This window comes from Pseudomonas sp. 1176_21 (assembly GCF_052850635.1).
This window is the reverse complement of record NZ_VXCV01000012.1, coordinates 1-24,317: the sequence shown is the minus strand read 5'-3', so window position 1 is coordinate 24,317 and position 24,317 is coordinate 1. Positions and strand designations below refer to the sequence as shown.

Annotated in this window: 34 protein-coding genes and 2 pseudogenes; 4 read left to right on the top strand and 32 right to left on the bottom strand. The window is 59.7% G+C overall.

The features are described from left to right. Positions 1 to 7 precede the first annotated feature (7 nt). The 23 genes and pseudogenes from FW760_RS22310 to FW760_RS22200 form a co-directional block, all read right to left on the bottom strand. The gene (locus tag FW760_RS22310) at positions 8 to 334 is read right to left on the bottom strand and encodes a phage tail assembly protein (protein WP_446443989.1); all 327 of its coding nucleotides are present in this window, start codon (positions 332 to 334) and stop codon (positions 8 to 10) included. A 57-nt stretch (positions 335 to 391) separates the two neighbouring features. Further along, positions 392 to 907: a phage major tail tube protein gene (locus FW760_RS22305; RefSeq protein ID WP_446443988.1), complete on the bottom strand. Its 516-nt coding sequence runs from the start codon at positions 905 to 907 to the stop codon at positions 392 to 394. A 47-nt stretch (positions 908 to 954) separates the two neighbouring features. Further along, the gene (locus tag FW760_RS22300) at positions 955 to 2,127 is read right to left on the bottom strand and encodes a phage tail sheath protein (RefSeq protein ID WP_446443987.1); all 1,173 of its coding nucleotides are present in this window, start codon (positions 2,125 to 2,127) and stop codon (positions 955 to 957) included. A 105-nt stretch (positions 2,128 to 2,232) separates the two neighbouring features. After that, the gene (locus FW760_RS22295; protein ID WP_446444010.1) at positions 2,233 to 2,805 is read right to left on the bottom strand and encodes a phage tail assembly chaperone; all 573 of its coding nucleotides are present in this window, start codon (positions 2,803 to 2,805) and stop codon (positions 2,233 to 2,235) included. Positions 2,806 to 2,812: 7 nt separating this feature from the next. Further along, positions 2,813 to 5,116, bottom strand: a complete 2,304-nt coding sequence (locus FW760_RS22290) for a phage tail protein (protein ID WP_446443986.1) — start codon at positions 5,114 to 5,116, stop codon at positions 2,813 to 2,815. Next, positions 5,113 to 5,721 (bottom strand): phage tail protein I, encoded by a 609-nt coding sequence (locus FW760_RS22285; RefSeq protein WP_446443985.1) that lies wholly within the window; start codon positions 5,719 to 5,721, stop codon positions 5,113 to 5,115. The genes FW760_RS22290 and FW760_RS22285 overlap by 4 nt, the downstream gene beginning before the upstream one ends. Then, entirely contained in the window at positions 5,718 to 6,635 is a 918-nt protein-coding gene (locus tag FW760_RS22280) for a baseplate assembly protein (RefSeq protein WP_446443984.1), read from the bottom strand. Before FW760_RS22280 ends, FW760_RS22285 begins: the two co-directional genes overlap by 4 nt. Then, positions 6,632 to 6,985, bottom strand: a complete 354-nt coding sequence (locus tag FW760_RS22275; protein ID WP_446443983.1) for a GPW/gp25 family protein — start codon at positions 6,983 to 6,985, stop codon at positions 6,632 to 6,634. The genes FW760_RS22280 and FW760_RS22275 overlap by 4 nt, the downstream gene beginning before the upstream one ends. After that, entirely contained in the window at positions 6,982 to 7,560 is a 579-nt protein-coding gene (locus FW760_RS22270; protein WP_446443982.1) for a phage baseplate assembly protein V, read from the bottom strand. Before FW760_RS22270 ends, FW760_RS22275 begins: the two co-directional genes overlap by 4 nt. Positions 7,561 to 7,635: 75 nt before the next feature. Then, a complete protein-coding gene (locus FW760_RS22265; protein ID WP_446443981.1) occupies positions 7,636 to 8,088 on the bottom strand; it encodes a phage virion morphogenesis protein in 453 nt (150 codons plus the stop codon). Continuing rightward, entirely contained in the window at positions 8,081 to 8,605 is a 525-nt protein-coding gene (locus FW760_RS22260; protein WP_446443980.1) for a phage tail protein, read from the bottom strand. The genes FW760_RS22265 and FW760_RS22260 overlap by 8 nt, the downstream gene beginning before the upstream one ends. Further along, positions 8,602 to 8,865: an Rz1-like lysis system protein LysC gene (lysC, locus tag FW760_RS22255; protein ID WP_446443979.1), complete on the bottom strand. Its 264-nt coding sequence runs from the start codon at positions 8,863 to 8,865 to the stop codon at positions 8,602 to 8,604. Before lysC ends, FW760_RS22260 begins: the two co-directional genes overlap by 4 nt. Continuing rightward, a pseudogene (locus FW760_RS22250) lies at positions 8,789 to 9,151 on the bottom strand (hypothetical protein); the annotation flags it as partial. The gene lysC and the pseudogene FW760_RS22250, both read right to left, overlap by 77 nt. Further along, positions 9,148 to 9,354, bottom strand: coding sequence for a hypothetical protein (locus FW760_RS22245; RefSeq protein WP_446443978.1), 207 nt, complete (start codon positions 9,352 to 9,354; stop codon positions 9,148 to 9,150). The pseudogene FW760_RS22250 and the gene FW760_RS22245, both read right to left, overlap by 4 nt. A 27-nt stretch (positions 9,355 to 9,381) precedes the next feature. Next, the gene (locus FW760_RS22240; RefSeq protein ID WP_446443977.1) at positions 9,382 to 10,230 is read right to left on the bottom strand and encodes an N-acetylmuramidase domain-containing protein; all 849 of its coding nucleotides are present in this window, start codon (positions 10,228 to 10,230) and stop codon (positions 9,382 to 9,384) included. Then, positions 10,227 to 10,505: a phage holin family protein gene (locus FW760_RS22235; protein WP_446443976.1), complete on the bottom strand. Its 279-nt coding sequence runs from the start codon at positions 10,503 to 10,505 to the stop codon at positions 10,227 to 10,229. The genes FW760_RS22240 and FW760_RS22235 overlap by 4 nt, the downstream gene beginning before the upstream one ends. A gap of 1 nt (position 10,506) precedes the next feature. Further along, positions 10,507 to 10,860: a putative holin gene (locus tag FW760_RS22230; protein WP_446443975.1), complete on the bottom strand. Its 354-nt coding sequence runs from the start codon at positions 10,858 to 10,860 to the stop codon at positions 10,507 to 10,509. Between the two features lie 27 nt (positions 10,861 to 10,887). Beyond that, the gene (locus FW760_RS22225) at positions 10,888 to 11,097 is read right to left on the bottom strand and encodes a tail protein X (RefSeq protein WP_446443974.1); all 210 of its coding nucleotides are present in this window, start codon (positions 11,095 to 11,097) and stop codon (positions 10,888 to 10,890) included. Continuing rightward, positions 11,097 to 11,294, bottom strand: coding sequence for a DUF7415 domain-containing protein (locus FW760_RS22220; protein WP_446443973.1), 198 nt, complete (start codon positions 11,292 to 11,294; stop codon positions 11,097 to 11,099). The genes FW760_RS22225 and FW760_RS22220 overlap by 1 nt, the downstream gene beginning before the upstream one ends. Beyond that, complete coding sequence (locus FW760_RS22215; protein ID WP_446443972.1) at positions 11,294 to 11,758, bottom strand: head completion/stabilization protein; 465 nt, start codon at positions 11,756 to 11,758, stop codon at positions 11,294 to 11,296. The genes FW760_RS22220 and FW760_RS22215 overlap by 1 nt, the downstream gene beginning before the upstream one ends. 103 nt (positions 11,759 to 11,861) lie before the next feature. Beyond that, positions 11,862 to 12,563 (bottom strand): phage terminase small subunit, encoded by a 702-nt coding sequence (locus FW760_RS22210; protein WP_446443971.1) that lies wholly within the window; start codon positions 12,561 to 12,563, stop codon positions 11,862 to 11,864. 3 nt (positions 12,564 to 12,566) lie between these two features. Further along, on the bottom strand, positions 12,567 to 13,640 hold the full coding sequence (locus tag FW760_RS22205; protein ID WP_446443970.1) for a phage major capsid protein, P2 family: 1,074 nt from the start codon (positions 13,638 to 13,640) through the stop codon (positions 12,567 to 12,569). 27 nt (positions 13,641 to 13,667) lie between these two features. Beyond that, positions 13,668 to 14,522: a GPO family capsid scaffolding protein gene (locus tag FW760_RS22200; protein ID WP_446444009.1), complete on the bottom strand. Its 855-nt coding sequence runs from the start codon at positions 14,520 to 14,522 to the stop codon at positions 13,668 to 13,670. A 151-nt stretch (positions 14,523 to 14,673) separates the two neighbouring features. On the opposite strand from FW760_RS22200, the gene FW760_RS22195 reads away from it, so the two are divergent. Beyond that, entirely contained in the window at positions 14,674 to 16,428 is a 1,755-nt protein-coding gene (locus FW760_RS22195) for a terminase ATPase subunit family protein (RefSeq protein ID WP_446443969.1), read from the top strand. After that, positions 16,428 to 17,477, top strand: coding sequence for a phage portal protein (locus FW760_RS22190; protein ID WP_446443968.1), 1,050 nt, complete (start codon positions 16,428 to 16,430; stop codon positions 17,475 to 17,477). Before FW760_RS22195 ends, FW760_RS22190 begins: the two co-directional genes overlap by 1 nt. A 178-nt stretch (positions 17,478 to 17,655) precedes the next feature. Here the strand turns inward: FW760_RS22190 and FW760_RS22185 are convergent, their stop codons facing one another. Together FW760_RS22185 and FW760_RS22180 are read right to left on the bottom strand one after the other, a co-directional pair. Continuing rightward, positions 17,656 to 18,069: a DUF2513 domain-containing protein gene (locus FW760_RS22185; RefSeq protein WP_446443967.1), complete on the bottom strand. Its 414-nt coding sequence runs from the start codon at positions 18,067 to 18,069 to the stop codon at positions 17,656 to 17,658. A gap of 938 nt (positions 18,070 to 19,007) precedes the next feature. Continuing rightward, positions 19,008 to 19,931: pseudogene (locus FW760_RS22180) on the bottom strand (tyrosine-type recombinase/integrase); the annotation flags it as partial. Positions 19,932 to 20,217: 286 nt separating this feature from the next. On the opposite strand from FW760_RS22180, the gene FW760_RS22175 reads away from it, so the two are divergent. Beyond that, complete coding sequence (locus FW760_RS22175) at positions 20,218 to 20,571, top strand: hypothetical protein (RefSeq protein ID WP_116054648.1); 354 nt, start codon at positions 20,218 to 20,220, stop codon at positions 20,569 to 20,571. A 2-nt stretch (positions 20,572 to 20,573) separates the two neighbouring features. Here the strand turns inward: FW760_RS22175 and FW760_RS22170 are convergent, their stop codons facing one another. The 6 genes from FW760_RS22170 to FW760_RS22145 all read right to left on the bottom strand — a co-directional run bounded on the left by FW760_RS22170 (position 20,574) and on the right by FW760_RS22145 (position 23,187). Beyond that, a complete protein-coding gene (locus FW760_RS22170) occupies positions 20,574 to 20,966 on the bottom strand; it encodes a phage protein NinX family protein (protein WP_043860834.1) in 393 nt (130 codons plus the stop codon). Continuing rightward, positions 20,963 to 21,355, bottom strand: coding sequence for a hypothetical protein (locus tag FW760_RS22165; RefSeq protein WP_043860875.1), 393 nt, complete (start codon positions 21,353 to 21,355; stop codon positions 20,963 to 20,965). The genes FW760_RS22170 and FW760_RS22165 overlap by 4 nt, the downstream gene beginning before the upstream one ends. Before the next feature lie 20 nt (positions 21,356 to 21,375). Beyond that, positions 21,376 to 21,603 carry a hypothetical protein gene (locus FW760_RS22160; protein WP_043860833.1) on the bottom strand — a complete coding sequence of 76 codons (228 nt, stop codon included), beginning with the start codon at positions 21,601 to 21,603 and terminating at the stop codon, positions 21,376 to 21,378. Beyond that, positions 21,600 to 21,752, bottom strand: a complete 153-nt coding sequence (locus FW760_RS22155) for a hypothetical protein (protein ID WP_446443966.1) — start codon at positions 21,750 to 21,752, stop codon at positions 21,600 to 21,602. The genes FW760_RS22160 and FW760_RS22155 overlap by 4 nt, the downstream gene beginning before the upstream one ends. A gap of 96 nt (positions 21,753 to 21,848) precedes the next feature. Then, positions 21,849 to 22,142, bottom strand: a complete 294-nt coding sequence (locus FW760_RS22150; protein WP_043860831.1) for a hypothetical protein — start codon at positions 22,140 to 22,142, stop codon at positions 21,849 to 21,851. Between the two features lie 712 nt (positions 22,143 to 22,854). After that, positions 22,855 to 23,187: a hypothetical protein gene (locus tag FW760_RS22145; protein ID WP_218568496.1), complete on the bottom strand. Its 333-nt coding sequence runs from the start codon at positions 23,185 to 23,187 to the stop codon at positions 22,855 to 22,857. Between the two features lie 262 nt (positions 23,188 to 23,449). Between FW760_RS22145 and FW760_RS22140 the strand changes: the two genes are divergently transcribed. After that, positions 23,450 to 23,932: a hypothetical protein gene (locus FW760_RS22140; RefSeq protein ID WP_043861028.1), complete on the top strand. Its 483-nt coding sequence runs from the start codon at positions 23,450 to 23,452 to the stop codon at positions 23,930 to 23,932. A 163-nt stretch (positions 23,933 to 24,095) separates the two neighbouring features. On the opposite strand, the gene FW760_RS22135 is transcribed toward FW760_RS22140, so the two are convergent. Beyond that, positions 24,096 to 24,317, bottom strand: a 222-nt coding sequence (locus FW760_RS22135; protein ID WP_446443965.1) for an integrase core domain-containing protein, incomplete at its 5' end; no start/stop codon positions are given.

The following is a 24,317-nucleotide window of genomic DNA, read 5'->3' as shown; positions in this document are numbered from 1 at the left end:
GCGTCGTCTACGCAACGAGGGCAGCTTCCCTGTCCGACTTCTTCAGCAAAAAACTGCCGACCGCCACGCCGCATTGCAGCAGGTCTGCAGGGTCCATGCGTCCGATCTCGATGTCGGTCAGGGTCGGAGTGGTGATGCGCGGCAGGACCTTGCGCAGCGCCAATACGTCCATTTGGGCCAGGTCGATCAGGCTGACCCCGCGCAGTTCGCCGCTGGCGGGCTTGCGCAGGATGATGCTGGTGATCGACGTCTCGCCACGAATGATCGGGGTGTCGAGGGTGATGGTCTCTTCGTTGAAGTTCTTGGTCGGCGATGCTGGTTCGGTGGTTTTCATGGGGTTGCTCCTTGGTACTGAGGTGGCCGCTGGCAGGTGTGCCGGCGGCAGTTGGTGTTAGATGCCTAGGGCCTTGCGGTGCTCTTCGAGCCGGTCCTTGCCGTCAACCACATAGATGAAGTTGAGCAGATCGATCTCGACGAGCTCTTCACCGTCCACGGTGAGCTTGTAGTAGGTGAGGGCGGTGGTGATCTTGTGCTCGGTGTCTTCACCAGGCTCGGCGTCGCCGAAGTCGACTTCCTCATGGCGGCCGCGCATGACGATCTCGACCGCGCTGACTTCGGCGGTGTCGTCACGCTGTACCGAGGCAGCGAAGCGCAGTTGCACACCGTCTGCACGCACGGTGCCGAACTGGCGTAGGGCGATCAGGTCCCAGCCGCCGAGGGTCCATTCAATTTGCAGCCCGTCGTCGCTGTGCCCGAGGTCGACCTTGACCGGGCCGTCCATACCGCCGCCCCGGTAGGCTTCGAACTTGCGGCCGAGGGTTGGCAGGGTCAGCGACTTGGCCACGCCCAGGTAGCTGTTGCCGTCGTTGAACAGATTGAGGTGCTTGAGTTTCTTGGGCAGGGCCATGGTCGGGCTCTCCTACGGCGCGGCCGGGGCCGCGCGGGCAAATGGGATCAGGCGTTGACGGCGGCAGCGAACTGCACCAGGTGGCGGTCGGTGATGCGCTGACGCAGCAGCAGGTTTTCCAGCGGCGGTACCGGGGTGTAGTCGTAGTCCAGGTACAGCTTGCCGGCCTTGAGGGTGTCCTTGTCGTTGGCTGCCTCGTCGTACCAGCACTCACCGCCCAGCAGGTAACCGTTGCGCACCAGCTCGCGCATCTTGGCGTTGATGCCTTCGACGATGTCGCGGACCAGGCTCGGGTGCATCGGCTTGTCGACCGCCCAGAAGTGCGCCTCGGCCATGGTGTCGGCCAGCACCTGGGCCGAACGGGTGTAGTTCTCGAAAGCGAACAGCGGGTCCTCCGAACAGGTGCGCGAGCCCCAGAAGCGGAAACCTTCGCGGCGGATCAGGGTAGTGACCTCGTCGGCGTTCAGCAGACCGGCGTCGGTGGCGGGGTTCTGCAGGTCGAAGAAGATGTCTTTGGACAGCCCCGACACGCCGTTGACCGGCACGTTGGACAGGGTTTTGTGCCAGCCCACCTGCTCATCGAGCTTGGCGCGCAAGCCCAGGGCACGGGCTACGGCGGCGGCAGGCTGTGCGCTGCTGGTGACGGTGTCCCAGTTGATGAAGTCGGGCCAGATCAGCATCAGCTCACGTGCGCCAAAACCTGCGCGGTAGGCCAGGGCCTCCGAGACGGTTTCGCAGCCGAAACAGTTGGCGTAGGCGAAGCCTCGCAGCTTTTGGGCAATGGCCACCAGTTCGGTGGTCACGGCCAGGTTATCGAGACCTGGTACACCGAGAATGCGCGGTTTGACGCCGAGCTGCGCTTCAGCGGCCAGCAGTGCCTTGAGACCGGTGTACTGACCGGTTGGAGTGACGCCGCCGACGATGTTGGTGGTGGTTTCCGCTTCGGTTTCGCCTTCGGCGACCCGCACGACGACGGTGACAGGGCTGGCCTGATCGGCGATCGCGTCCAGGCTCTTGGCCAGGGTGCCTGCTTGACCGGCCTTGCCGGACGCGGTGAGCACATCGGTCAGCAGGACGGGCTTGTTGAGCGGGAAGACAGTGGCGTCGGCATCCTGCGCAGTGCAGACCATGCCCACCACGGCAGTGGCGACGGTGCGAATGGGGCGGGTGCCCTCGTTGATTTCGAGGACGCGTACACCGTGATGGTAATCGGTGGCCATGGGAGTGTGCCTGTGCAGTTGAATGACACTGCACAGGCTGCCGCGCGCGTGTTGAATCAGCGAGCGCGGGGGCTTGTAGAGCTTCTGCTTACAAGCCCCAGAAGGCTACTGGATCTGATCTGCAATCCAGGTCAAAGCCACGGGGCGGTGGTTATTGGAGGGGAAACCTTCAGATTGGGGCCAATCGCGCAGGGCCTGGCGATAATTCAGCAGTTCCGCGAACTGCTCAACTGTCAACGTGGTCTCGCGGCGCATGTCCTGCTCGTCACGGTGGCGCGTTACCAACCACTCAGTGGACGCCACCTCCACATCGCGCCAGACGCGTTCAGACGCAGCGTCATGCGCAAGTTTGGCCGACTCATCGAGTGTCCAGGTGGAGCCATTCCACAAGTAGAAAGCCCCGGGCTTCGGCTCAGTGGTGAGCGATGGCGGCAGATCACCCAAGATCGCGTGGTGCTGTTCTTCGCCACGTTCGGTGTCGTAGACAACGCCGCGATAGTCCGGCAATTGCTCCAGCTCCCCCTCAACCAGCCCCCAGGCAAAGCCTGGATTCGGTGCCGGTAAAGCCTCCTGTAAAACCACTGCGTTGCTGGGCAACTGCACGCCCAAGCCTGGAACTTCAGGCAGGGTTACCGGCCCTTCAATCGCTCCCATAGGGTCGTGTAAGTAAATATGCATGCTCACCTCAGATCATCTTGATTCGGGCTGGAAGGGCAATGCTTCGCGGACGCGACTCTGCCCCACCAGAGGCTCTGGAAAATGCTCCACTCGAACTCGCGTGGTCGGTGGTACTGGTCAAAACGATGTTCGTGTTATTGGCGAAGTAGCTTTTGGCGTAGTAAGACCCACCCGGCGGCGTAGTACCTGCCGCCGCCCCGCCATACAGGTAGTAGTCCTTATGGTCATGCGAAAGGTTAGCGCTGCCCTGGCCGCTACCGGCAACCCGGCCAGCATCCACTCCGCGTGACTCATCTAGAGCGCGAAAGAATTCACTACGGCCTTCCGGGCCTCGGAAGGTCTGGACACCGTCGCCACTGGTCCACCCGCCCTCCATACCGGCCCGCGCCGCTTCGGTCGTCAGCATCCCTGACTGTTGCGCGTGATCCCACAACCAGGGCCACTCAGATCGAACCAGTACCGGCCCGTTTAAAAGGCCATATCCGCCCGGACTGATTTCCGTAGCTGTCTCGAAGACCGGACGCCCCAGCGCCGTGTTGTCGTATCGCGAAATTGGCCACCAGTTACCCTGACCATCGCTACGCAAGTGCCAGTAATCGCCCGCGCCCATGAGCACAAAGAACGGATAGCCTTCGCCGCGCAAGTGGGTGTGAAAGCGGATCTTGTCTGAGCCAGACGCCTTTACAACGAGACGGTTGCCCGAGTTATCGAGGCGCCTAACAATCAGATCGACACCGGCCAGGCCGACAATCGAGGCAGGGAGCTGGAACTCTCGCGCTCCAGCGGTGGCATTCAACAAGAAGAAGCTTGCGGCACCCAGATCCAGCGCAGCGCTTTCGCTCAAGGTGGCGAACCGCGCTTTAGCCACCGCATCGATAATACCGTAGCCGGCCAACGTGGTTGCTTTGTCGGCCTTGGTGGCAATTTGAGCCATGACGGTCGCCGAGAAATTCGCATCGTTACCGAGCGCTGCAGCCAGTTCATGAAGCGTGTCCAGTGCGCCCGGCGCTGAGTCAACAAGGCGACTCAGTGCCACCTGCACAAAAGCCGTTGTCGCCAACTGGGTGTTATTGGTTCCGACCGCCGCCGTTGGTGCCAAAGGCAGACCGGTGAACGTCGGGCTAACCAGGTTTGCCTTGAGCAATGGGTCAAAATTGCCCGTATGCCAGACGGTGCGCACCTGCCCGTAGGTACCGCCCGAATGGCCACGAAACAAGAGGTTATCGTCACGCCCGTAGAGCTGGAAGCCCGACGCGTCGGCAAAGCTCACCGTTAGCACCGGCCCAGCAGCCGGCCCCATAGGGTTCAAGTGTCCAGCTGACGGATTCTGATACACCACAGAGCAGGTGGTGACTTTCCCGATGTCTCCCGCCCCGAAACTGAACACTGACAGCGCGTCGGTGATCCCATAACCCGCCAAGGTCGTCGGGTTGGTCGCAGCTACAACGCGACCATATTTGTCGACCGTAACACTCCGGTAAGTCCCAGTGACCCCGGTACGGCCAAAGGCCATTTCAAAAACCAGGGCGGTGACACCCAGAGTAATCGGGCCATCGGTCACCAGTTGCCAGGCGCTGTCAGCATTGGCAGTGCCCTTTTCCACCGACACCAACAGGCCCGGCGTGACTTTGATACTGGCGTCGGCATCGGTGCAGCGCGTCCAAGCGCCGCCGGCGACGACCAGATACAGCCCGTTGTCTTTGGCCGCGGCCTGATTTTTCACCAGCACCCGAGCCCCGGCCGTGAGTGCTACCCCGTCGACCGTTTGGAGTCCGCTCAAGACGACAGCCGCGGTCGTAGCTACCAGTACCGAATGCTTGAAGTCCTGCTTCGCAAGTTCTTCGGTGACCCATTCGCGGGTCGCCAGTACCACACTGGGGTCAATTTTCAACTGCACGTTGGCTGTGCTGGTTACGATGATGTTCAGGCGCACGACTTGTGTCTTGCCGGTGCCTTGACTCAATAGTGGCTTGAAGCTTGGTGCGCAGTTGGCCACTGCGACCAAGTCCCCATCAGAGTCATAGAGACCAATTTCGCGAATCCACCAGCCGCCGACGTCAGGCGGAATCACTTGCTCGGCGATAATGATGTTCAGGTTTTCGGGGTCAACTTTGAGTTGATTCAAAGGCGCTCGGCGGCGCTCTCTGATTAGGCTGGTTTGCGTGCGCGACGGAACTGGATCGGTGCCGTTGGCATCGCCGACGCCCATCTGGGAAAAAGTCCAGGGGACGCCCAAGGCGTCGGCGTTGGCCTGTTTAGCCTCACCCACCGCAGTGAGGATCGCAAAGAACTGGCTGTTTTGATCAGTCATGGATAGACGTCCAGGGTTTCGATTGTATGTTCCCGGCCCACTGGGCCATAGGTGCCTGTCACTTCAATGTCTCGTAGAAGAGGGGGGTAAACGTCGACCTCATCACCCTCGTACAGGCCAACGGCCAGGCGCATGTGTCCACTGGTGGCGAGGGTGATGGCGAGGCCGGTCAAATGCCGGGTTAGTGGCCTCGCGTCGTCGATTAGCCAGGTGAGCTCCTGGTACATCTCTTCGGTGATGCCGGTATCCAGTACGCCGATCTTCAACGCAAAGGTTCCGGGTACGCCTTCGGGTACGGTCTCAAACCATTCAACGACTTCGATCAGATAGCCGAGAGGCTCTACGACTCGACGCAGGGCGCCGATGGTGCCTTTGCGTGAATGGATGAAGAACGAGGACCGGATCGCGGCGCGCTTCGCCGTCTCAGGCCAGCGACTGTCCCAGCGGTCGACTGAAAACGCCCAGGCCAAGTAGGGCAACAGGGGGACGGGGCAGCGGTCCGGGTTGACCAGGTCCCGCAGCGGGATCGGTACCCGTTGGAGCTGCGCCAGGGCCAGGGCTGCCTGCCGCTCCAGGGCGGTGGCATTACTGGGCAGCAGGCTCATGGCTCGGTACCCGGAGTGAGCGTGATACCTTTGCAATAGGGCGCTTGGGCGCTGGTAGCGTTCAGGTCTACCCAGTCTTCGAGCTCGACCTTGCGGACGCCTTCTACGTGCAGCGCCGCATGGATGGCCGACTCTGATACCTGCATGCCAAGGCGACGCCGTTGATGGACGTAGGCCAGCAACTTCTGTTCAGCCGCAGCGAGAATCGGCTCGGCTTCCGGGCCCTGGGTCTTTAGGAACAAGGTGGCTTTGACCTGGTACGGCAAGACCTCAGCGCCCTGGACGGTCAGGCGATCGGCAACCGGTCGGCGGTCTTCATCATTCAGGTAGGTGCGGACCACGTCGAGCAGGGCAGGGCTGGCGGTGCCGTCGCCCGAAATCGATTGAACGGTCACCACTGCCACCGCTGGCGATGGGCTGTCTGCAGAAGCGTCGGCGACACGACCGTCAGCGCCGCGCGCATGGAAGATGTAGGAGTTTCGCGGCCCGGCGGTACTCAAGCCCTCGAATGCCATCTGTGCGCGTTCGCGCAGCGCATCGTCACTTTCTTTTTCTTCAGGGATCGGGGGCACAGCCGCTGGATTGGCCAGGCGAATTACCAAGCGTTGAACGTTGAAGTTCGCAGCCACCTGATCGATGTCATTGCCACGGGCTGAACTGAGCATGACAGCGAGTGACGCCTCGTTGACCCGCTGACGCCAGACCGTTTCGCGGTACGCGCTTTCCTGCAACAGCTTGGTCATCGGTTCGGATTCCAGCTCCAGGGTGGCGGCAATCGCTGCCTGCTGCTCTTCTGGCCAGAGGGCAACGGCGTAGGCTTTACGCTCGGCCAGCAGTTGCTCGTAATCGATCTGCTCGACCACGGCAGGCTGCGGCAACTGAGACAGGTCAATCGGCGTGAAAATAGTGTTCATGCTGTGGCCCCCAGAGTGAGCGGAACGCGCAGGCTAAATGGTTCATTTGAGTCGGCGAGGGCGCCTTCCACGTCAAGAATTGCTTGGCCTGGAATCTCGCCCAAGCTCAGCTGGACGCGGCTCAGACGGATACGCGGCTCCCAGCGCATCAACGCGGTTGCAGTGGCGGCGTAGGCCTGCAGGCGCGTGGCGCTGTTTAGCGGCCAATCAATCAGGTCAACCAGCTGGCTACCGTATTCTCGGCGCATGACGCGACTGCCCAGCGGGGTGGTCAGGATGTCGGCAATGGACTGCGCCAGGTGCTGACGATCGGCGATGGTGCGGCCGGTGTGGGCATTCATGCCGCTCATGGGACAGGCGCTCCAGAGGTGCCCGGGCCAGGCATAACGCCGGAGGTGCGGTGTTTGACCAGGCTGATGTTGTTGGCGCCGGCGACCACGTCCTCGGACACGGTAACCTTGCCGGTTACGGTCTGGTTACCCTGCTGGGTGTAGTCACCAGTGTGATTGATGGGGCCGACGATGTTGATGCCGCCGGTGCTGGTCAGGTCGGTGACGCCGCCTTCTGGCAGGATGGCGCGCAGTCGGTGGGCGATGCTGTCGTACTCAATCACCGCGCCATCGCGGTAGGTGCGGCGGTGCAGACCTTCACGGTCGCCATTGGCTGGGATCAGGTCGCTGAACAGACCGGTGATCGCGATGCCTTGGGTGAGCAGCCCCGACGGGCTCAGCAGCACGACTTGCTCACCCACAGTGGGCGGGTCCCACTCCCGATCAGCACCGGCACGCAGGCTCAGCCACGGACGCCAGGCGGTGATGATGTTGCCGCTTTTCACCTTTACGCGAGGCGGCTGCATCTGGACCGCTTCGACGGTACCGAGGCGGACAAGATTTTCGATGAGGCGAGCGAGTTCGGCGATGTTCATGCCGCTGATGCTGCGATGCGCGCGCGTGAAGCGCACGGCGGGCGGCTTGTATTGAGCCTCGCTACAGCGGCAGGGTTAGCGGGTGAGGTGATCGAGCAGGCGGTCGCGGATCAGTTCAATGTCCTGATTGCTAAAACCCAGCAGTTCGCGGCGCTCGTACTGGACATCGGCCACACCCTTGCCCGGGCGATCGCGCAGGCCTTCCTGGTGGACTCGGGCAATCCGTGCCGTGCGCGCCAGAAAGCCGATGGCGATTGAATTCGGCGTGCTCTGTAGTTTCAGGTGCTTGGCCTGGCGTAGTTTGGTGAACATCTGCCGCTTGATTCGCCCAGCCTTGCCCCGCAGTTGACGCGGCTTGCGCTTGGCGTAGGGCGTTCCGTCCGGGTTGCGTTGCACGGCGATGCGTTGTTGTTGGTTGCGGCGCAGGTCCCGGGCGATCTCCTGATTGAGCTTGCTGCGGGCGCCGGGTTCCAGCTTGGCAAGTAGCGCACCGGCCCATTCTTCCAGGGCGTGGAGGTTGTCAGCCATGGCGGAGGGGGTGCGGGCTGGCGATATCGCCGCCGTCCTGTGCGGTGCTCTGCCATGCGGCGATCAGGGAGTCGCCTGCGTACAGCTCCCAGTCACCGGCCGGCAGGTACGGTTCGAGCTGAGGCTCGTCTGGGTGGCTGACCTGCAGTGTGCCGTCGTCCTGTTTCTTGACGATCACCCGTTCCGTGAGCGGGATCTCGATCGACAGATCGACCTTGCTGTTGTCCAGGATGTCTGCCTCAAACTTGATGGCTTCCTTGCCCTTTTCCAGATTAGCGAGTAGTTCATGCTGATTGACCATCAGCCAGGCCAATAACGGGATCATCAGGGCGTCCGGGTGCCCGGCGAAGTCGGTGAGCATCACGTTCAGGGTGTACGCGTACTCGAATGACAGACCTACCGCAGCGGTGCTTCGGACGGTGCCGTTGTCGATGAAAACCAACAGACGGTCGGGGTCATTGCGCAGCTCTGGCACGGCAGCGAGCAGATGATTGCGCAGGGAATCGGGCTTGTTCATGGTTGTTTGGCTTCCTGCTGGGCCTGGTAAACCGTATCGACCTGGGCGGCGCAATCGGCCCATGCCGCCTCTACTGTTTCCACGTCGCGCAGCAGCTCGCCATTACCGGTCGGTTTCGCTGCTGGCAGGCGGCAGGGCACGACGACTGGACAGCCACTGACGATAACTTGCGGCTCCGGTGATGGCGGGACGCTCGCGCAACCGGCGAGCAGCAACAGGCAGAGGCTGGCGGGACCAATCGGCGAGTTCAGCGTTTTCATGTTCGAGCTCCTGGATCTGGTTGAGGCTGTCGGCCAGGTCTTGGCGCAGCTGGTTCTGGGTGAGTCGCAGGGCCGTTTGGGCGGCGCGCTCGGTCTGCACTTCGTCACTCAGGCGAACGATGGTGGCGGCTTGGCGATCGCTGCGCTCCTGGAGCGTTTGCAAGCGCTGTTCGGCGTTGGTGGACTTGGCTTTCTCCACCTGGAGGCGCTGATGTTGCCCCCAGAACAGCAGGGCCAATACAGCCGCGGCTACAGCCGACAGACCCCACTGACGCAGTGCGCTCATGCGCGGTACCAGCCAGCGGCGTTCATTGCGGCGACGTCCAAGCGACGGATGTCGGCCATGACCACCAGGCACTTCACCCCCGGGCACGCCAGATGCAGGGCCTCGGCGAAGTCCTGGGCGAGCTGGTGGTCAGTGTCTTCGGGCAGTACGAACACGTCGCCATCTTGGGGGCTGTGCTTGCGGATCTGGGCAATGTCGAGCATGTGAACTCCTGGACCGATGATTGTTGGTCACGCGGCGTCGAGGGTGCAGCCGCAGTTTGCGTGTCGTTCGTAGGCACGTTCGAGCTTCACGTCGTAGAGGTTCCGGGCGTAGGCAGGGCCGTTATAGAGCTTGGCGAACTGGGCCCACTTCTTGCCCTTGAGAGCTTTGTGCAACGCTGGTTCGGCTTCAATGAAGCGAATGAAGGCATCGAACTGCTCGTTTTCGTCCTTGGACATTCGGGCCACAAAGTCGGCCAGACTCGAATAACCCAGGTGTTCCCAGTGGTAACCCATGATCTGGAAAGCGCCCCAACTTGCTGACTCGTCGGCGCGTTGAGCATCGAGCATGCGGGCTTGCGCCAAGCGCTGGTGTTCACCAGCTCCGCCGATGTAGCCGCCGTACTTTGGGTTGACTAGGTGCGGGTGCGAAGCAGCCAATTCATCGGCGTGTCGTTTCAGTTCAGCCACGTTGTCGTCTTCATGGCGAGGCATCGCCAGGCGTTCGTACATGACATGGCGCTCGAAGAGGATCTTCGGTTTGCCGTTGGCCAGGAAGCCCTTACCCTGGCTCTCTACCTCGTTGATGGCATAGATCGAAGCGAGCTCAACGCCAAGGCGCTGGGCACCGGCGAGCAACGTGGCATTGCCCAGGAGCAGCCGACAGTCCCCGCCGAGAAGTGCGGATTGGGTCTTCTCACCGGCTATGCCGTCGTCGACCAGACCAGCACGGGCCTGGAAAGCACGCACGGCCTTTTCGGTGGCGTCGCCGAAGTCACCATCGACAGCCAAGGCAGGCTTGGCACCGGCCCGATTGAGCTGTTTTTGCAGCTGGCTAACGGCTTGGCCACGGTCACCGTGACGTAGGGTAGGGGTCATAGACTTGGCCTCAACAGGGCGGCAACGTTGCCGCGCGATCGATAAATCAGGGTGCAGAGCAGTACGGCGGTAACGGCTTGCCACAGGCTGACCGGTGGGCGGTACAGCAGTAGCTCAAGCCCACACATGCACAGCGCAGCGCCGAACAGGCTGGCCAGCAGCGAAATACCGCGCCGGTACCGAGCACTGCCTCGGCTGTAACAGGCCAGCCGCAGGGCACCGAGCAAGTAGGCGCTGGCGGTGATCAGCGGAATGACCAGGGTGATGATGGACATTTCAGCTACCCCCTCTGATGCGGCGCAGGATCTCGAACAGGTCGGCCTGCTCGACCCAGAGCATGGCCTTGATGCTGATTGGGATAACGATCAGAGCACAGGCAAAAGCGGCACCACCGCTGTTGATAATCGGCGCGAGTTTCAACGCCACCGGTGCGAACAGGTAGCCCACACCAGCTGAAAGCAACAGCGAACCCAACCGCTGCCAGGCCTTGAGGTCGCGCTTGATACTGGTCACCAGCCAGGCACCGAGGATGGCGCCGAACAGCGCTTCTCCATCGATCAGCGGCACGGCGGTGGCCAGGCCGAGGCCCATCAGCAGGCCGGTAATGGAGCTGGAAGTCGGATCAGCCATGGCTCGGGGTCCTTTGATTGGCGGCGGTCAGTCCCATAGGTTCACCACCTGGCGTTGTTCAACTTGTGGCGCGGCATCGGGCAGGGTGACCTGTGTGCCGTGCGGAATGATGGGACCGTGATCGGCCAGGCCGGGGTTGGCGTCGAAGACGGTCTCGGTGACGCCGGCGGTGCGGCCGTAGTAGCGCCAGCAGATGGCATCGACGGTGTCGCCCTGGTTGGCGATTACGGTAGCCATCAGGGGCGATCCTCGACTGTCACTTGATCCGGGTAGACCCAAGGGCCGTCACCCGATACCAGCGCGCCGGGGGACTTCCCGGTCTCTACCTCGCGGCAGACTGCGTATCCGAGCGGATGCATGATTTCCCGGTTGATGCGCTCCAACAGCCCCAAACGGGAGATTTTGTTCCAGTCGATGAGCTTGGGCTGGTTCATCACAACAGCTCCACAGTGGTGTGGCTGATACCGAGAAGCGTGCGCAGGGCCTTGCGGGCATCCCGACGCAGTTGGTCGGCGCTGCTTTCTTCTTCGGTGACCTTCTTCTCGCCGCTGTTGGTGGCGTCGAAGCTGCTGTAGCGCTCCACCAGTTCGGCCAGGGCGTTGCAGTAAATGACGCGGCGATAGAGGTGCAGCTGCTGGCTTTCGCCTTTGATCTGTTCCGCCGGTACGTCAACCAGGCTGTTGAAGCCCTGGGCGATCTGGGCATCACGGAAGCCGGCAAGCTCCCGGTTGGCCTCGATCATGGCATTGACGGCGGCGACCTCCAGGCGGTCGTCAGTGACGGAGTCGGTAATCCGCATCGCGGCGCGCAGGTGCTGTCCGTTGATCTCTGGCCAGAAATCACCGTTGCTGATCGGGAAGGCGGTGGTTGGAATACCGCCGGCAATGAATCCGCTCATGCTGGTCGCTCGAATAGGTCGGCGGTGGTCGGGACTTCACAGCTGGGCCAAGGAGTTAACCCGCTGATCCGCCCCGAGCCGCCGGGTGCGTGGGGACGCTCGGTTAGCCGGCAGTGCCGGCGTGTTTTTTGAGGAGGCGCTCGGCGCGCTCCAGATCTTTCTTGCCGCCGCAGCTGCTGTTCAGTTCGATCGCACGTTTGAGCAGGTCGATACCGGCTTGCAGCTTCCCCGGTTGACCTGGCTGCTCGTCGGTAATGCCCTCCAAGGTGGCGCGACCAAGGGCCAGGATCAGCTTGGCGCGAGCCTCATCCGGCATATCCTGGTCGTCAGTCAGCATGGCGGTAGCGGTCAGAATGTCTGCCGGGAAGGTGCCGCCAGCCTTTTGCGCTTTCAGCGCTGCGGTGGCCACTTCCTCGGCCACCAGGCAACCGGTGGTGCGGTTGAAGCGGTCCGGCATCAGTAGCCCGTGTTTCAGGACGTATTCGGCAACCTGCAGGCCTCCGGTGAAGTCGCCGGCGTCGAAGCGCCAAACCATCAGGGTGGTGAGCACATCGTCCTGGGCACCCTGGCCAGCCGAGAGCACGCCATCAACGTAGGGCACGTATTCCGGCAGCATCTCGGTCTTGAGCTTTGCCTTGCCCTCCTGAGACTGCACTTGCTTCAGGCGGAACTGGTCCTGCTGCAGTGCGGCGAGCATTACCTCATAACCGGTGGCGCCATCCATCAGGGCGGCAGGGGCGACGGCTGCCGCCTCCTGGGCCGCGATTTTTCGCAACTGGGTACGTTGGGCAAGAGTCAGGCTCATGGCTTAAGCCTCACTCGGGGCCGGGTAGGTCATGGCTTCGATGTTCTCAACCAGGGCCACGGCGCCGAAGTCTTCAATAACGTAGGCGTCATTGCTGGACTGGTAGTCGGCGATACGGTCGAACTCCGGCTCGTCTTTGATGTGCCGACGGCGGGCGCCTTCCTGCCAGTAGATGGACAGGTTCTTGAGGAAAGTGACCATTACGGTGCCTTCGGGGAAGAACGGGGCATCGACCACTGGCAGGCCGCCGAGACGCGCGCGGCTGACGATTTCCTGAGCGGCGTTCTCTTCCTGGTTGGACGCTGCGCCTTTTTCAACGGCCTTGAGCAGCTTCTCGTGCATCAGATCGCGGCTTACCAGCACGACCAGGTCGGGGCGGGAGCGATGCCAAGGTGAGAGCAGTTGGATAGCGTCGAACACCAGGCCGTCGAGGGTCTGATAATCGCCGCTGATCTCAGTGGCGACGCCGGCCACCTTGATGACCTTGGTACCGCCGACGGTAACCTTGCCGGATCCTTGCACGCCTTCGTCGATGACTTGAGCAGGGGCAGAAGTGCGGATCTTCTGCAGCCAGCCAATGTTGACGTCCTGCAGGAGCGGGTTGGCAGCGCGGTCGGTGGCTGCCGCAGCGGTGGTGCCGTTGAAGCCGATCATGATGCGGTCGAGTGCTTGGCGATCGACGATGGCGTTGGTCAAGCGTACCTGGAAGTCGGGGAACTTAGCCCAGGCATCGAGCAGTGAGTACGGGAATGCGGTGTCGAAGTTGGTCTGTTTGCAGGTGTAGCTGTCTTTGGTCAGCTGGGCGACATTGGCCGGGTTGCGACGATTACCGCCGGCGGTGTTAGTGCGGCTGGCTACCGGGCCATTTACGCCAGCGAGCAGTGCTTCACCTTCCTGATCGTTGACGCCGATTAGGTTGATGGCCTTGAGGAACAAGCTGGATTCCTGCATCGCACTTTCCAGCGTCTGCTGCACGCTGGGGGCAACGTTGAACTTCTCGGTGGCGCTGGCTACGCCGTTGAGCAGCGCGATCTGCGCGGCCAGGGCGGTGAAAACTAGGCGGGTTGCATTACGCATGGGGTGTTCTCCGGGGGCTAAGTTGGGTCAGAACTGGGTCAGCACTTTGCCGTCGCCGCCGGTGACGGATGGGCGAGGCTTGTGACTGTGGTCTTCGGTTTCACCCAGGCGCTTAACCAGGTCGGTGAACTCTTTTTCCAGCTTCTCGAACTTGGTTTGCAGGTCCTGGCGGGCTTGCTGTTCAGCAGCGAAGGCGGTCGCTTGCTCGCTGCCATGGGTGGCCAGGCTTTCGATCAGTTCGCCCAGGGCGGCGAAGCTGGCGGCGTCCTTGCCATCTTTTTCCTTGCTCTTGCCGAGGAGCTCGCCAACTTTGTCCTTCAGCGCTGCAAACATGCCGGGGGTGTCGGTGACTTCCTCGAATTCCAGAGGGGTTTCTTCCGCAGCGGTGAACAGGTTGTCCTTGTCCTTTTTGCGGTTGGAAAAGGTGCCGTGTTGGGCACTGAAGGACAGTGCTTCGGTACCGAGGCTGGCCGGTGTGTCGGTGATGGCGAGACCCACCAGGTAGGCCTTGCCGCTGTCGGCGAACTTCGGCTGCACCTCGATCGAGGTGTAAATCTTTTGACCGGCTTTGTTCAGGGCGAGCAGGGCGTCGTTGGGTTGAAGCTGAGCGAACAGGGCCAGCTTTTTCACACCGGCAATCTCGACCTCTTCGGCCTTCAGAGCCAGAACGTCACCGTAGGAACCGAACTCACCAGCAGGCAAGTAGCTCTTGATGTGCTCGCAATTGATCCGCGCGCCATAGGTGTTGGGGCTGTAGGTGCTGGCCATGTCTTCGATCCAGCTGCGTTCGATGGTGCGACCGTCAGTGGTGGCGCCTTCAACGGCGATGCGAGTCCATTTGGAGCGGTACTTCTTGGCTGTGGTGTCGGTTTTGCCGGCCATGCTGGGAGTCCTCATTGCGGTGGCGTTGTGCCTGGCGATGAGGGCATGGTCGGCATCGCGCGATGGCGCGGCAATGTGGGGGAGTTGTAGCGGGGAGGGATACAGGGCACGGAGATAGGGCCACGCGCGCGCGAACGGCAGCATCTGCGGCATGAACGCTATCGTCGATTTACCCACCGATCACCGCCGGCATGCCAAGCATCTGTACTGGCAGGGCTACCGTGTGTGCGAGATCGCCGAGCTGATCGGCGAGAAGGAAAAGACCCTTCACAGCTGGAAGGCCCGCGACGAGTGGGACCGGGCAACGCCGCTGGAGCGCATCCAGGCAGCCACCGAGGCCCGCCTGGTACAACTGATCCTCAAGGATCCGAAATCGGGCGCGGACTACAAGGAGATTGACTTACTCCACCGGCAAATGGAGCGGCAGGCCCGCATCCAGCGTTACCAGGACGGCGGCACCGAGACCGACCTCAACCCCGAGCTGGCCAAACGTAACGCTTGTGAAAAGCGTAAACCCAAGCGCAACGATATCCCAGAGGAACACGTCGAGAGGTTGATCGAGGCGTTTCTCGATGGTTGCTTCGATTATCAGAAAGACTGGTACCGCGCAGGCAACCAGCGTACCCGCGCCATCCTGAAGAGCCGGCAGATCGGCGCGACCTACTACTTCGCCCGGGAAGCCCTGATTGATGCACTGACCACCGGGCGCAACCAGATTTTCCTGTCGGCCAGCAAGGCGCAGGCTCACATTTTCAAGGCCTATATCCAGGCGTTCGCCCGGGAAACGGTTGGGGTAGAGCTAACCGGCGATCCGATCATCTTGCCCAACGGGGCCGAGATGCACTTTCTCGGTACCAACGCGCGGACTGCCCAGGGCTACCACGGGAACTTCTACTTTGACGAATTCTTCTGGACCTTCAAGTTCAACGAACTCAACAAAGTCGCCTCGGGCATGGCGATGCAGAAGCAGTACCGCCGGACTTACTTCTCGACGCCCAGCTCAATGGCGCACGAGGCATACACCTTCTGGACCGGCGAGCGTTTCAACAAGGGCAAACCCTCTGCCCAGCACCTGAAACTGGACGTCAGTCATGACGCGTTGCAGCAGGGCAAACTTTGCGACGACCGAATCTGGCGCCAGATCGTCACCATCCTGGACGCAGAGGAACGGGGCTGCGACCTGTTCGACATCGATGAGCTGCGACTTGAATACGATGCGGCGGCGTTTCAGAACCTTTTGATGTGTCAGTTCGTCGACGACGGCGCGAGCATTTTCCCGCTGAACATGCTGCAGCCTTGCATGGTGGACAGTTGGTCGATCTGGGAGGACTACCAGCCATTCGCGGCAAGACCATTTGCCGATCGGCAGGTTTGGGTCGGATATGACCCCGCCGAATCAGGCGATACCGCTGGCCTTATCGTAGTGGCACCACCGCTGGTACCGGGTGGAAAGTTCCGGGTCCTGGAGCGACATCAGTTCAGGGGGATGGACTTCACCGCGCAAGCCGAGACCATTCGCCAGGTGACGCGCCGCTACTGGGTCACCTACATCGGCATCGACACCACTGGGCTGGGTAGTGCTGTTGCACAGTTGGTGCGCCAATTCTTCCCCGCCCTGCGCACGTTCTCCTACAGCCCAGAGGTTAAGACGCGCCTGGTGATGAAGGCCTGGGACGTTATCAGCAAGGGGCGACTTGAGTTCGACGCGGGGTGGACAGACCTGGCTCAGTCACTGATGGCCATTCGAAAAACCGTTACCCCAGGCGGGCGACAGTTCACCTACACCGCCGGGCGCACTGACAACACCGGCCACGCGGATCTGGCGTGGGCACTCTTTCACGCATTGCACAACGAGCCGCTGGAGGGCCAGACCGTGGCTAACACCGGCATCATGGAGATTTACTGATGAATAGCCCCCAGGAACTGGCCACTGTGCCGCAGACCACTGAAGGTGAGCTTCTGGCACAGGCCAGGGGCGGGCAGTCGATGGCGTTCACTTTTGGTGATCCGGTACCGGTGCTTGATGGCCGGGAGATCCTCGACTACCTGGAGTGCTGGTCCAACGGCCGCTGGTATGAGCCGCCGGTTGCGCTGGATGGCCTGGCGAAGTCGTCGAAGGCCAGCGTTTACCTGCAGTCTGGCCTGATCTTCAAGCGCAATGCACTGGCCCGCACATTCATACCGCACCGGTTGTTGAGCCGACACGCCTTCGAGCAGATCGTCATGGACTGGGGCTGGTCGGGCAATCTCTACCTGGAGAAGCGCGACAACATGCTGCGCCAGGCGATCGGCCTGCAGCCCTGCCTGGCCAAGTACATGCGCCGCGGCAATGACCTGACCACTTACTACCAGGTGCGCGGCTGGAAGGACGAGCACGAATTCAAGTCGGGAAGCGTCTGTCACTTGCGTGTGGCGGATATCAACCAGGAGATCTACGGCCTACCCGAATGGCTCCCGGCTTTACAGAGTGCGCTGCTCAATGAGAGCGCCACCTTGTTCCGTCGCAAGTACTACCAGAACGGCAGTCATGCCGGTTTCATCATGTACATGACCGACGCCGCTCAGAATGAGGATTTCGTCAACGACCTGCGCACGGCGATGAAGAACAGCAAGGGCCCGGGCAACTTCCGCAACCTGTTCATGTACGCACCTGGTGGCAAGAAGGACGGGCTGCAACTGATCCCAATTAGTGAGGTGGCGGCGAAGGACGACTTCGGGGCGATCAAGAACATCAGCCGCGACGACCAGCTCGCTATGCTGCGCATCCCGCCGCAGTTGATGGGGGTGGTCCCGCAGAACGCTGGGGGCTTCGGATCGATCCGCGATGCGGCTGAGGTGTGGGCTGTTAACGAACTGGAGCCAGAGCAGGCCAGGCTACTGCAGATCAATGAATGGTTGGGGGAGGAGGTTGTGCGCTTCCGCGACTTCAGCTTACCGAGCAGTTCGGCAAACTGAAGTCAGATCGCACATTAGAAAGCCGCCCTAGAGGCCAATGCTGTTCACTTAAGGAAAAACGGCGCTTACCCCGAAATGGGAAAGCGCCGTTTTTCTTGGACTTCGCCGCAGCACCGAAAAACTAAAACCTTCGGTCAGCGGCTTAAGTGAGCAGCATTGGCCCTAGAGGCGGCTTTTCTCATCCTTCGCCGATTGGAATACCCGTCAGTTTTTCAATCTGTTTTTTGACGAATCCCTTGCCGAGTGCCGATAACAATTGAAGCGTGTATCCGCCAGCCTCTTTCGCTCCGTCTTTCGTCAGCTTCCAAATCACGTCATCCCTTACTGAGTCTACGAAGTCGTGTCCCTTTGGGGTCAGTCCATGGAAGGAAAACTGACCACCGGGAGTCATGCCCGTAATACTCAGGGGGCCTCCACTGTCGATCCACCCGATTTGTAGGATTTGATCGACGTGATAGTAGACTTCGTCATCGGTGTAGCCCGCGATAGCAAGGTCTTTTTTATATCCGATGTACTGAATTGCAGTGGCCGGCTTCTCCCAAGCTTCAAGCTTGAGCATAAGCAGTCGGATCAGTTCTGGGTCTCTACGCATTCCTCTTCTCCCTGATTTATTGCAGCAGCATTCGCATGAAACCTTGTAGTGCCATAGGCACGTGAACTCAGCGGATCCTACCTTCTTCGGTTCTACCAGACCAATGTCGACATCAGCGTCGTCCGGGAGTGGCTGCTGTCATTCAGGCCCTGGCGCGCGCACTCGTCCCCCCGCCACGCCGGCGGTCTAAATGTGTCGTTTTTTCTGCACCCCTGCAGACTACTCCCGACGGCCCAGGCTCTGGGCTTCTGGGGCATAGATAGGGTGGGGAAACCCTTCGAATCCCTGCATTCCCCTCCGTTTCTCCGATGCACCAACTGTGGCGCTTCTGAGGCCTTTTTCAGGAGCACCCTTTTTGAGAGGTAATTTTGGTAAGGGGGTAGTTCGGACTGGCTTGGAGGCCTTGATTTACAAGGGGTACAGCGATTACCTGAATAGGTAATTTGAAGTAATCGAAAAGGTAATTTTTCTCTAAGCTATTGATTTTAAAGGGTCTTGAGTTTTCCCATTTCAACCGCTCACAGAGGTAATTCACTTACCTTTCAATTACCAAAAAATTACCTTTAGTAAAATCGTTCAACACATTGTTCTGTAAGGGTTTTCAGCCGTTAAAAAAAATCGATTACCTAAATTACCTCTTTTTGACGGGTCAACCTGAAACGCGACTAACCCCATGTAGAAGGTGCCGCGCGGGTCCCGCCCACAAAGTCGATGGGAACAACTTGGGAACAAAAACACGCACATTCGCACGCTGCAGCCCACGCAAATCAAGGCCTCCAGCCCGGAAGAGCGCTTTACGTTGAGTTCGAATCTCTACGCTTCCGCCATATTCAAAGCCCTGATTACTCAGGGCTTTTTGCGTTTTTGGTGCATAGAAAAACTACTCATGGGAACACCCTTGGGAATGGTTTTGATTTGTCAGCGCTGACAATACTTTGCTACTTGGAGGGTTTCGCCAAGGCTCCAATTCGACGATAAACACGCTCGGTAATGTCGCCCTTGGTGTGGCCCAGCAGCAGGCTGGCGTGGTCGACATCTGTGATCTCGGAAGCCGCCTTCGGGCGAATGTCGCGGAACTGGAACTGGCTGACCTTGCCAGCCAGGACCTGGTGTCCGGCGGAGACTGCTTCTTTCACCGCCTCCTCTCGGGCGTCGTCCCAGCGATGACGCAGCATCGGTGCCGTCACCCGTTTACCGTAGTCGGTCAGCAGCAGGTATGGCGACCCATGCGAAGCGTTGCGCGCCAGAATCTTCCTGATCAGGGCGCCCAGGCTGCTCTCCACGCCATCCACTTCCAGCATGATCTGCAGCTTCTTGTCGGTCTTCTTCTGCTTCACACCCAGGGCATTGCCCTCGATGTCGTCCCGCCTCATCACCAGCACGTCCGCCGGACGCTGGCCCGTCAGATACGCCAAGTCCATGGCGTCCTTCAGTTCACCCACCGCTTTCGCATAGACCGCGCTCCAGATCGCGTCATTGGCATAGAAGTCTCGCGGTACTTCCTTGTTCTTGCGCACGCCCTGGCACGGGTTCTCGTTGATGGTGAGGCCCCATTCCCGGGCGATATTGAAAATGTGCGACAGGGTGGCGATCTCACGGTTCGCCCTGACCGGCGCAGTCCTAGCATCGCGATACTTCGCCACATGCGCAGGCGTGATTCCGTCAATTGGCGCCTTCTCGAAGTAATTGCGCAACTGGCGTATCTCGGCCAGGTTATCTTTCTGGGGACGGGCCACCTTCTTCAGAACGATGTCACACTCGTACAGATCGAATATCGCGCCCATGGTGACCAGGTCCTTGGGTTTCTCCTTGGCCTCCAGTTCGGCCCACTTCAATCGAGCCAGGCTAAGATCGGTGCCCAGGGGGGCTGGCGCGAGGGCTTGGCACCGGAATCACTACGCGGTCCAAGTTGGCGCTGCCGCCGTCTTCGGTGCACGCAGCCGCTGCGGCTTTGCCGGCCTCGATTGCAATGCGGACCTTTGCAGGCAGGCTCGAGAGTTCTTCTTTCGTCATGGCAATAGCTCTCCATTCCCGCGCATGTCTGCAGGCTTGATAATTGAGTAGAATTCCTGGGGTGAGGGTGGCTATTTGCTACTTGTTATCTGGATGGCTATTCTTTCGCCTCCTCATCGTTGAATGGAGACGACTATGAATCTGGCAGCACTTCGCTATTTGGTGAAAAACGAACCTGAAACCATTGAAGGAAATGTGCCTACAGGTACAGACTCGGATGCGACCTTGGGCGTCGCTAAATTTATAGCTGCGGATGAGGCTAACCTGGGGCAGTTATCTGCCAATCAGCGCTATCACTTCGAGCGCTTCATCCTTCCTCTCATTCAACGTGTAGCTTGTGAAGGTGTTTTCGGGCCGGAGGACGAGGGCGGAGATGGTTGTGTCGGTAGCGGGTTCATCAATGACGAAGATCTGGAGAGCTGCTACGAGTCAGGTGACATGCTCTGCCAAGAATGCACTTACGTCCAAAATAAGATGAGCGAAGACTGAGTTTATTCTGTCTGGGGCATCAGCTCCTTGGGCACCTCGACGGTACCGCCGAGCTTGGCGGCGGTGATGGCGCGGTATGCAGCGAGTAGGTGGGTCGAACCGTCCGCGTCGCCTGAGACGTCATCCCGCCCGGTGACGGCAAAGAACGAATCCGAGTAGAGGCCAAAGACGATACGGTACTTTTCGATCAACTGCCCGCCAAGCATCCAGTTCTCTTGCGGGCTGTACCGCTCGCAGCGCTCGGTTGCTTCGCCGCGGTACCGGACGAACACCCTTGCCGGCGCGCCATAGTGCGGCTTGGCCACATGCACATCCAGCCCCTCGGCCTCGGCGACCGCCCAGGCCAACTGCTCGCCCAGCAGCTCGGCAGTATTCACTTCGATCAGGTCTGTCATGCGTGCCCTTCCTTCCGGCGCTCTGCGTCGATTTGGTCATACAAGGGGTCAACTCGCTGCTTGCGGCTGATCGCTTCGGAACGCTTGAGGTGTGCTGACATGGCCTTGCTGTAAGGCTCGATCTTCTCGATCAGTTGCAGCTGCTCATGACGGCATGTCGACTCATTGAAATGCCGGGCCAGACGGTCACGCTCGCCAAAGTTGAGATGATCAAGTGCGCGGTTCTCCTTCTCCATCTCGGCCAGTGCTTCCGCTGATTGCAGCTTCCAGCGCAGGTACAGCACGTCGCTTTTCTTGGGCCTGATAAAGAAGAGCTGCGACCTGATCCACTCCACCAAGTCTTCCTTGGTCATTTCGTCGATCACATCTTTGCGGGCAGCTTTGCTCACAGTGAATACCTCTCTTCGTTTCAGCACGCTGGCGCCTGGGCTGGGGTAGGGGTGGTGTCTTGTTCGTGTGGAGAGAGCTGGCGCTCGTTGCCGGCCTGCAGCTGGCTGTCGGGGATGCAACTGATCCCAACGCCGTTGAGGATGTAGCAGGTGACGCCGCGATGACTGTCGTGCTCAACGTCGATGACGTTCTCGGTCGCGCTGGCGCCGGTGGCCAGCAGCAGGAGGCAGAGGGCGAGGCGGGTCATTCCTTCACCTTGATCGTCACGTCGTCATGAATCCACTCGATGTCGAGCAGGTCGTCCTCAGTGATCTGGTCCTCCCTGGTGTCACTCATGCTCACCAGGTCCTGAACCTCTTCATCCGGCACGTTCTCCATGACCTTGCGGAAGTTCACGACCGCTTTCCCGGTCAGGATAATTGTTTTGCCCACGGCATATCTTTGGCCGCCATATCGCGACAGTGAATAGAAGTGAGAGGGGTAGGGGTGTTGCTACGGAACGCAGACCCACCAGCTTTGCGCGTAGGCCACGCCGTCGATGATCTCGATGCCGGTGAACGTCACGCTCATACTCGACATACCCGTCATCACCGCTTCGTACAGCGGCGGCAGGGGAGGTTTTCCGGACATTGTGTGATGCAGGTGAGCAGAGTTGGACGGCCTGCCCAGCGGCGCGAATTCATCCAGGCGCAGGTGCACGTCGCCGCGGATCGGGTTGAATGCGCGGATCTCTTTCTGGCTACGCGGCACGCCGCGCACGCGCATTGAAACGATGAGGAAATGCATAGATAGTACTGTTCAAATAAGCAGTATTTTGTTCACGCAAACCGCACCCGCCGATGGCGCTTCGTCGGGTGGAGTACAAATGTTCTCCTGCTAGGGCTTGCGCTCCAGGGCGGCTCGCTCAGCCATATTTTTCGCAGTCCGTGTAGAAGTAGTCCAGGAGCCTGTGGGGTACGAGCTGGCCGCGTGGACCCGTTTTCGTAGGCGAGGGAGTCTTCTGTCACTTGTCCATTTTCCGTCCGATAGGGTCAAATAGTCGCTTAGTAAGCGCCCGCGCACAGGATTTAAACTGAAGGGATGGGGTATGCGTTCATTATACATGTATGGTTTTTTAATTTTTCTAGTGTCTCTTATTTCGGGTTGTGGCAACCCGTTGGACGACCGGCTAACACAGCTCACCGGAGCGAAAAGTAATGTGGAGCGGGTTTACGTTTGCGGTGAGATTTACCAAGAGGACGCGGTAAAGGCGCGGATGCTACGAGACAGCGTCAAATCTCACTCAGACAGAACCACCGCTATTGCGATGATTGAGGAGGCCGATCTCAATTCCGGTAGATTCATAGTTATGCTTGAGGATTTCTCGCCAGAAGAATTTCAGTTCGCCTCTAGGAGTTTTTCGAAGCGCTTTACTAGGAGTGAATTTACTAGCCTCTTTGACGAGTATGGGAGTGTGCTTAAAGCTCACTGTGAGGATATGCTGTGATTGAGCTAAATATCATATGTCCGGGCACAGTAATATATTAAGATCTGTGAAACTGCCACGTACCGTCGTTTGCAAATGATCCGACTCTGCCAGCGTAGAATTAGGCGTTAGGCTATGGGACCTTTCGGCGTCGGGCGATACGTGGCGGTATTCGGTCCAGCCGGTCATCGGTAGCTTGGTCTTGGGGTTGATCAACGGATTGCCTTTTGAATCGGTGAGTTCGCATTTCGCCCTGATGCGCAGATCGCGGCACTGGCCTGACTTCCTGGCCAGCTCAATGAACTGCTGGGCGTACTGCGGAGCATCGAACAGATGGCTCAGTTGCTTGACCTTCTCGGTGACCATGATCGCTGCGGCGCGCTGCTCGACGGCTTCATTCCATTCAGCAAGGGTCAGCTGCAGAGGGGGGGGCGCCGGCTTTCCCGCTCGACCTGGTCGTCTTGGTGATCTTCCTCGCTTCAGCCAGCGCTACGTCGGCGGTCACGCCGAAGACTGCGAATGTGCTCATGGTGATCTCCGGGCAGCCACCAGCCTCGCCGGGGTGGCGTGATTCGTTGAATTGGGGTATTGGTGTTCGCCTCGAATTGGAGCGGAGCAAGGGACTTTTATGCTTACAACGATGTTGACTCTAATTGCTGCTGCTGTTGCAGCGTACTCTGCCGTATTGAAAGCTAAGCACGAGAAACTTTGGTCAGAGCGCTATGAAAAGTCTGGGCTAGCACTGACTCGCGCAAATATAATCGTCAGGTTTTTAGAAAGCGAGGTGAACGGTGAGCATGGTATTCACGGTTTGACCGCTCACGAAAAAAAGCTCCTTAATGAAAGTTGGCCCGTTGCGCGCTATGAGTTGGAGCGGGATATCCTAATGCTGCAACTCTTGTTCAATGATCAGGATATGGGCGCTCTCAAGGGTGCGTGGACAGACCTTCAAGGGGCGTTGTTTCTCCTTATGGAGGAAGCTTCCACGCATGATAGTCATGCCTATGTGAGGAAGGCGCTACCTCTTGCGGAGCTGCTTGAGGGGGAGCTCATAATGCTTGCTCGCAAAAATTGTGTTTTGCCCTTCTACGCAAGGTGGCTTGTCAGATAGCAGGGCGAGGCTGGTTTGTTTTCTACCGATTTCTCCATGCATGCGCCGCCCTCCGTGGCCGGATGCGGCATGCTGGTAATTAGGGGATTCGATGGCGCGTCATTGGGTCACGAAACTGGCTTGATCTGTAGCAATGGGGTATTACGGGTTACCGGTGTAGTGGTCAACTAATCCCGGACACTGCGTTAAGTTTTTCTTCAACCACGGCGGGCGCTAGTCCGCCGTTGAATTGGTGTGGCCGTTGCCAGTTGTAGCGCTGCATCAAAAACCGACCAATATCCTGCTGTGCCAGGGAAGCACTCATGTATCCCACTGTTGGCACCCATTCTGTTTTCAAACTGCGAAACAACCGCTCCATCGGCGCGTTGTCGTGGCAGTTTCCCCG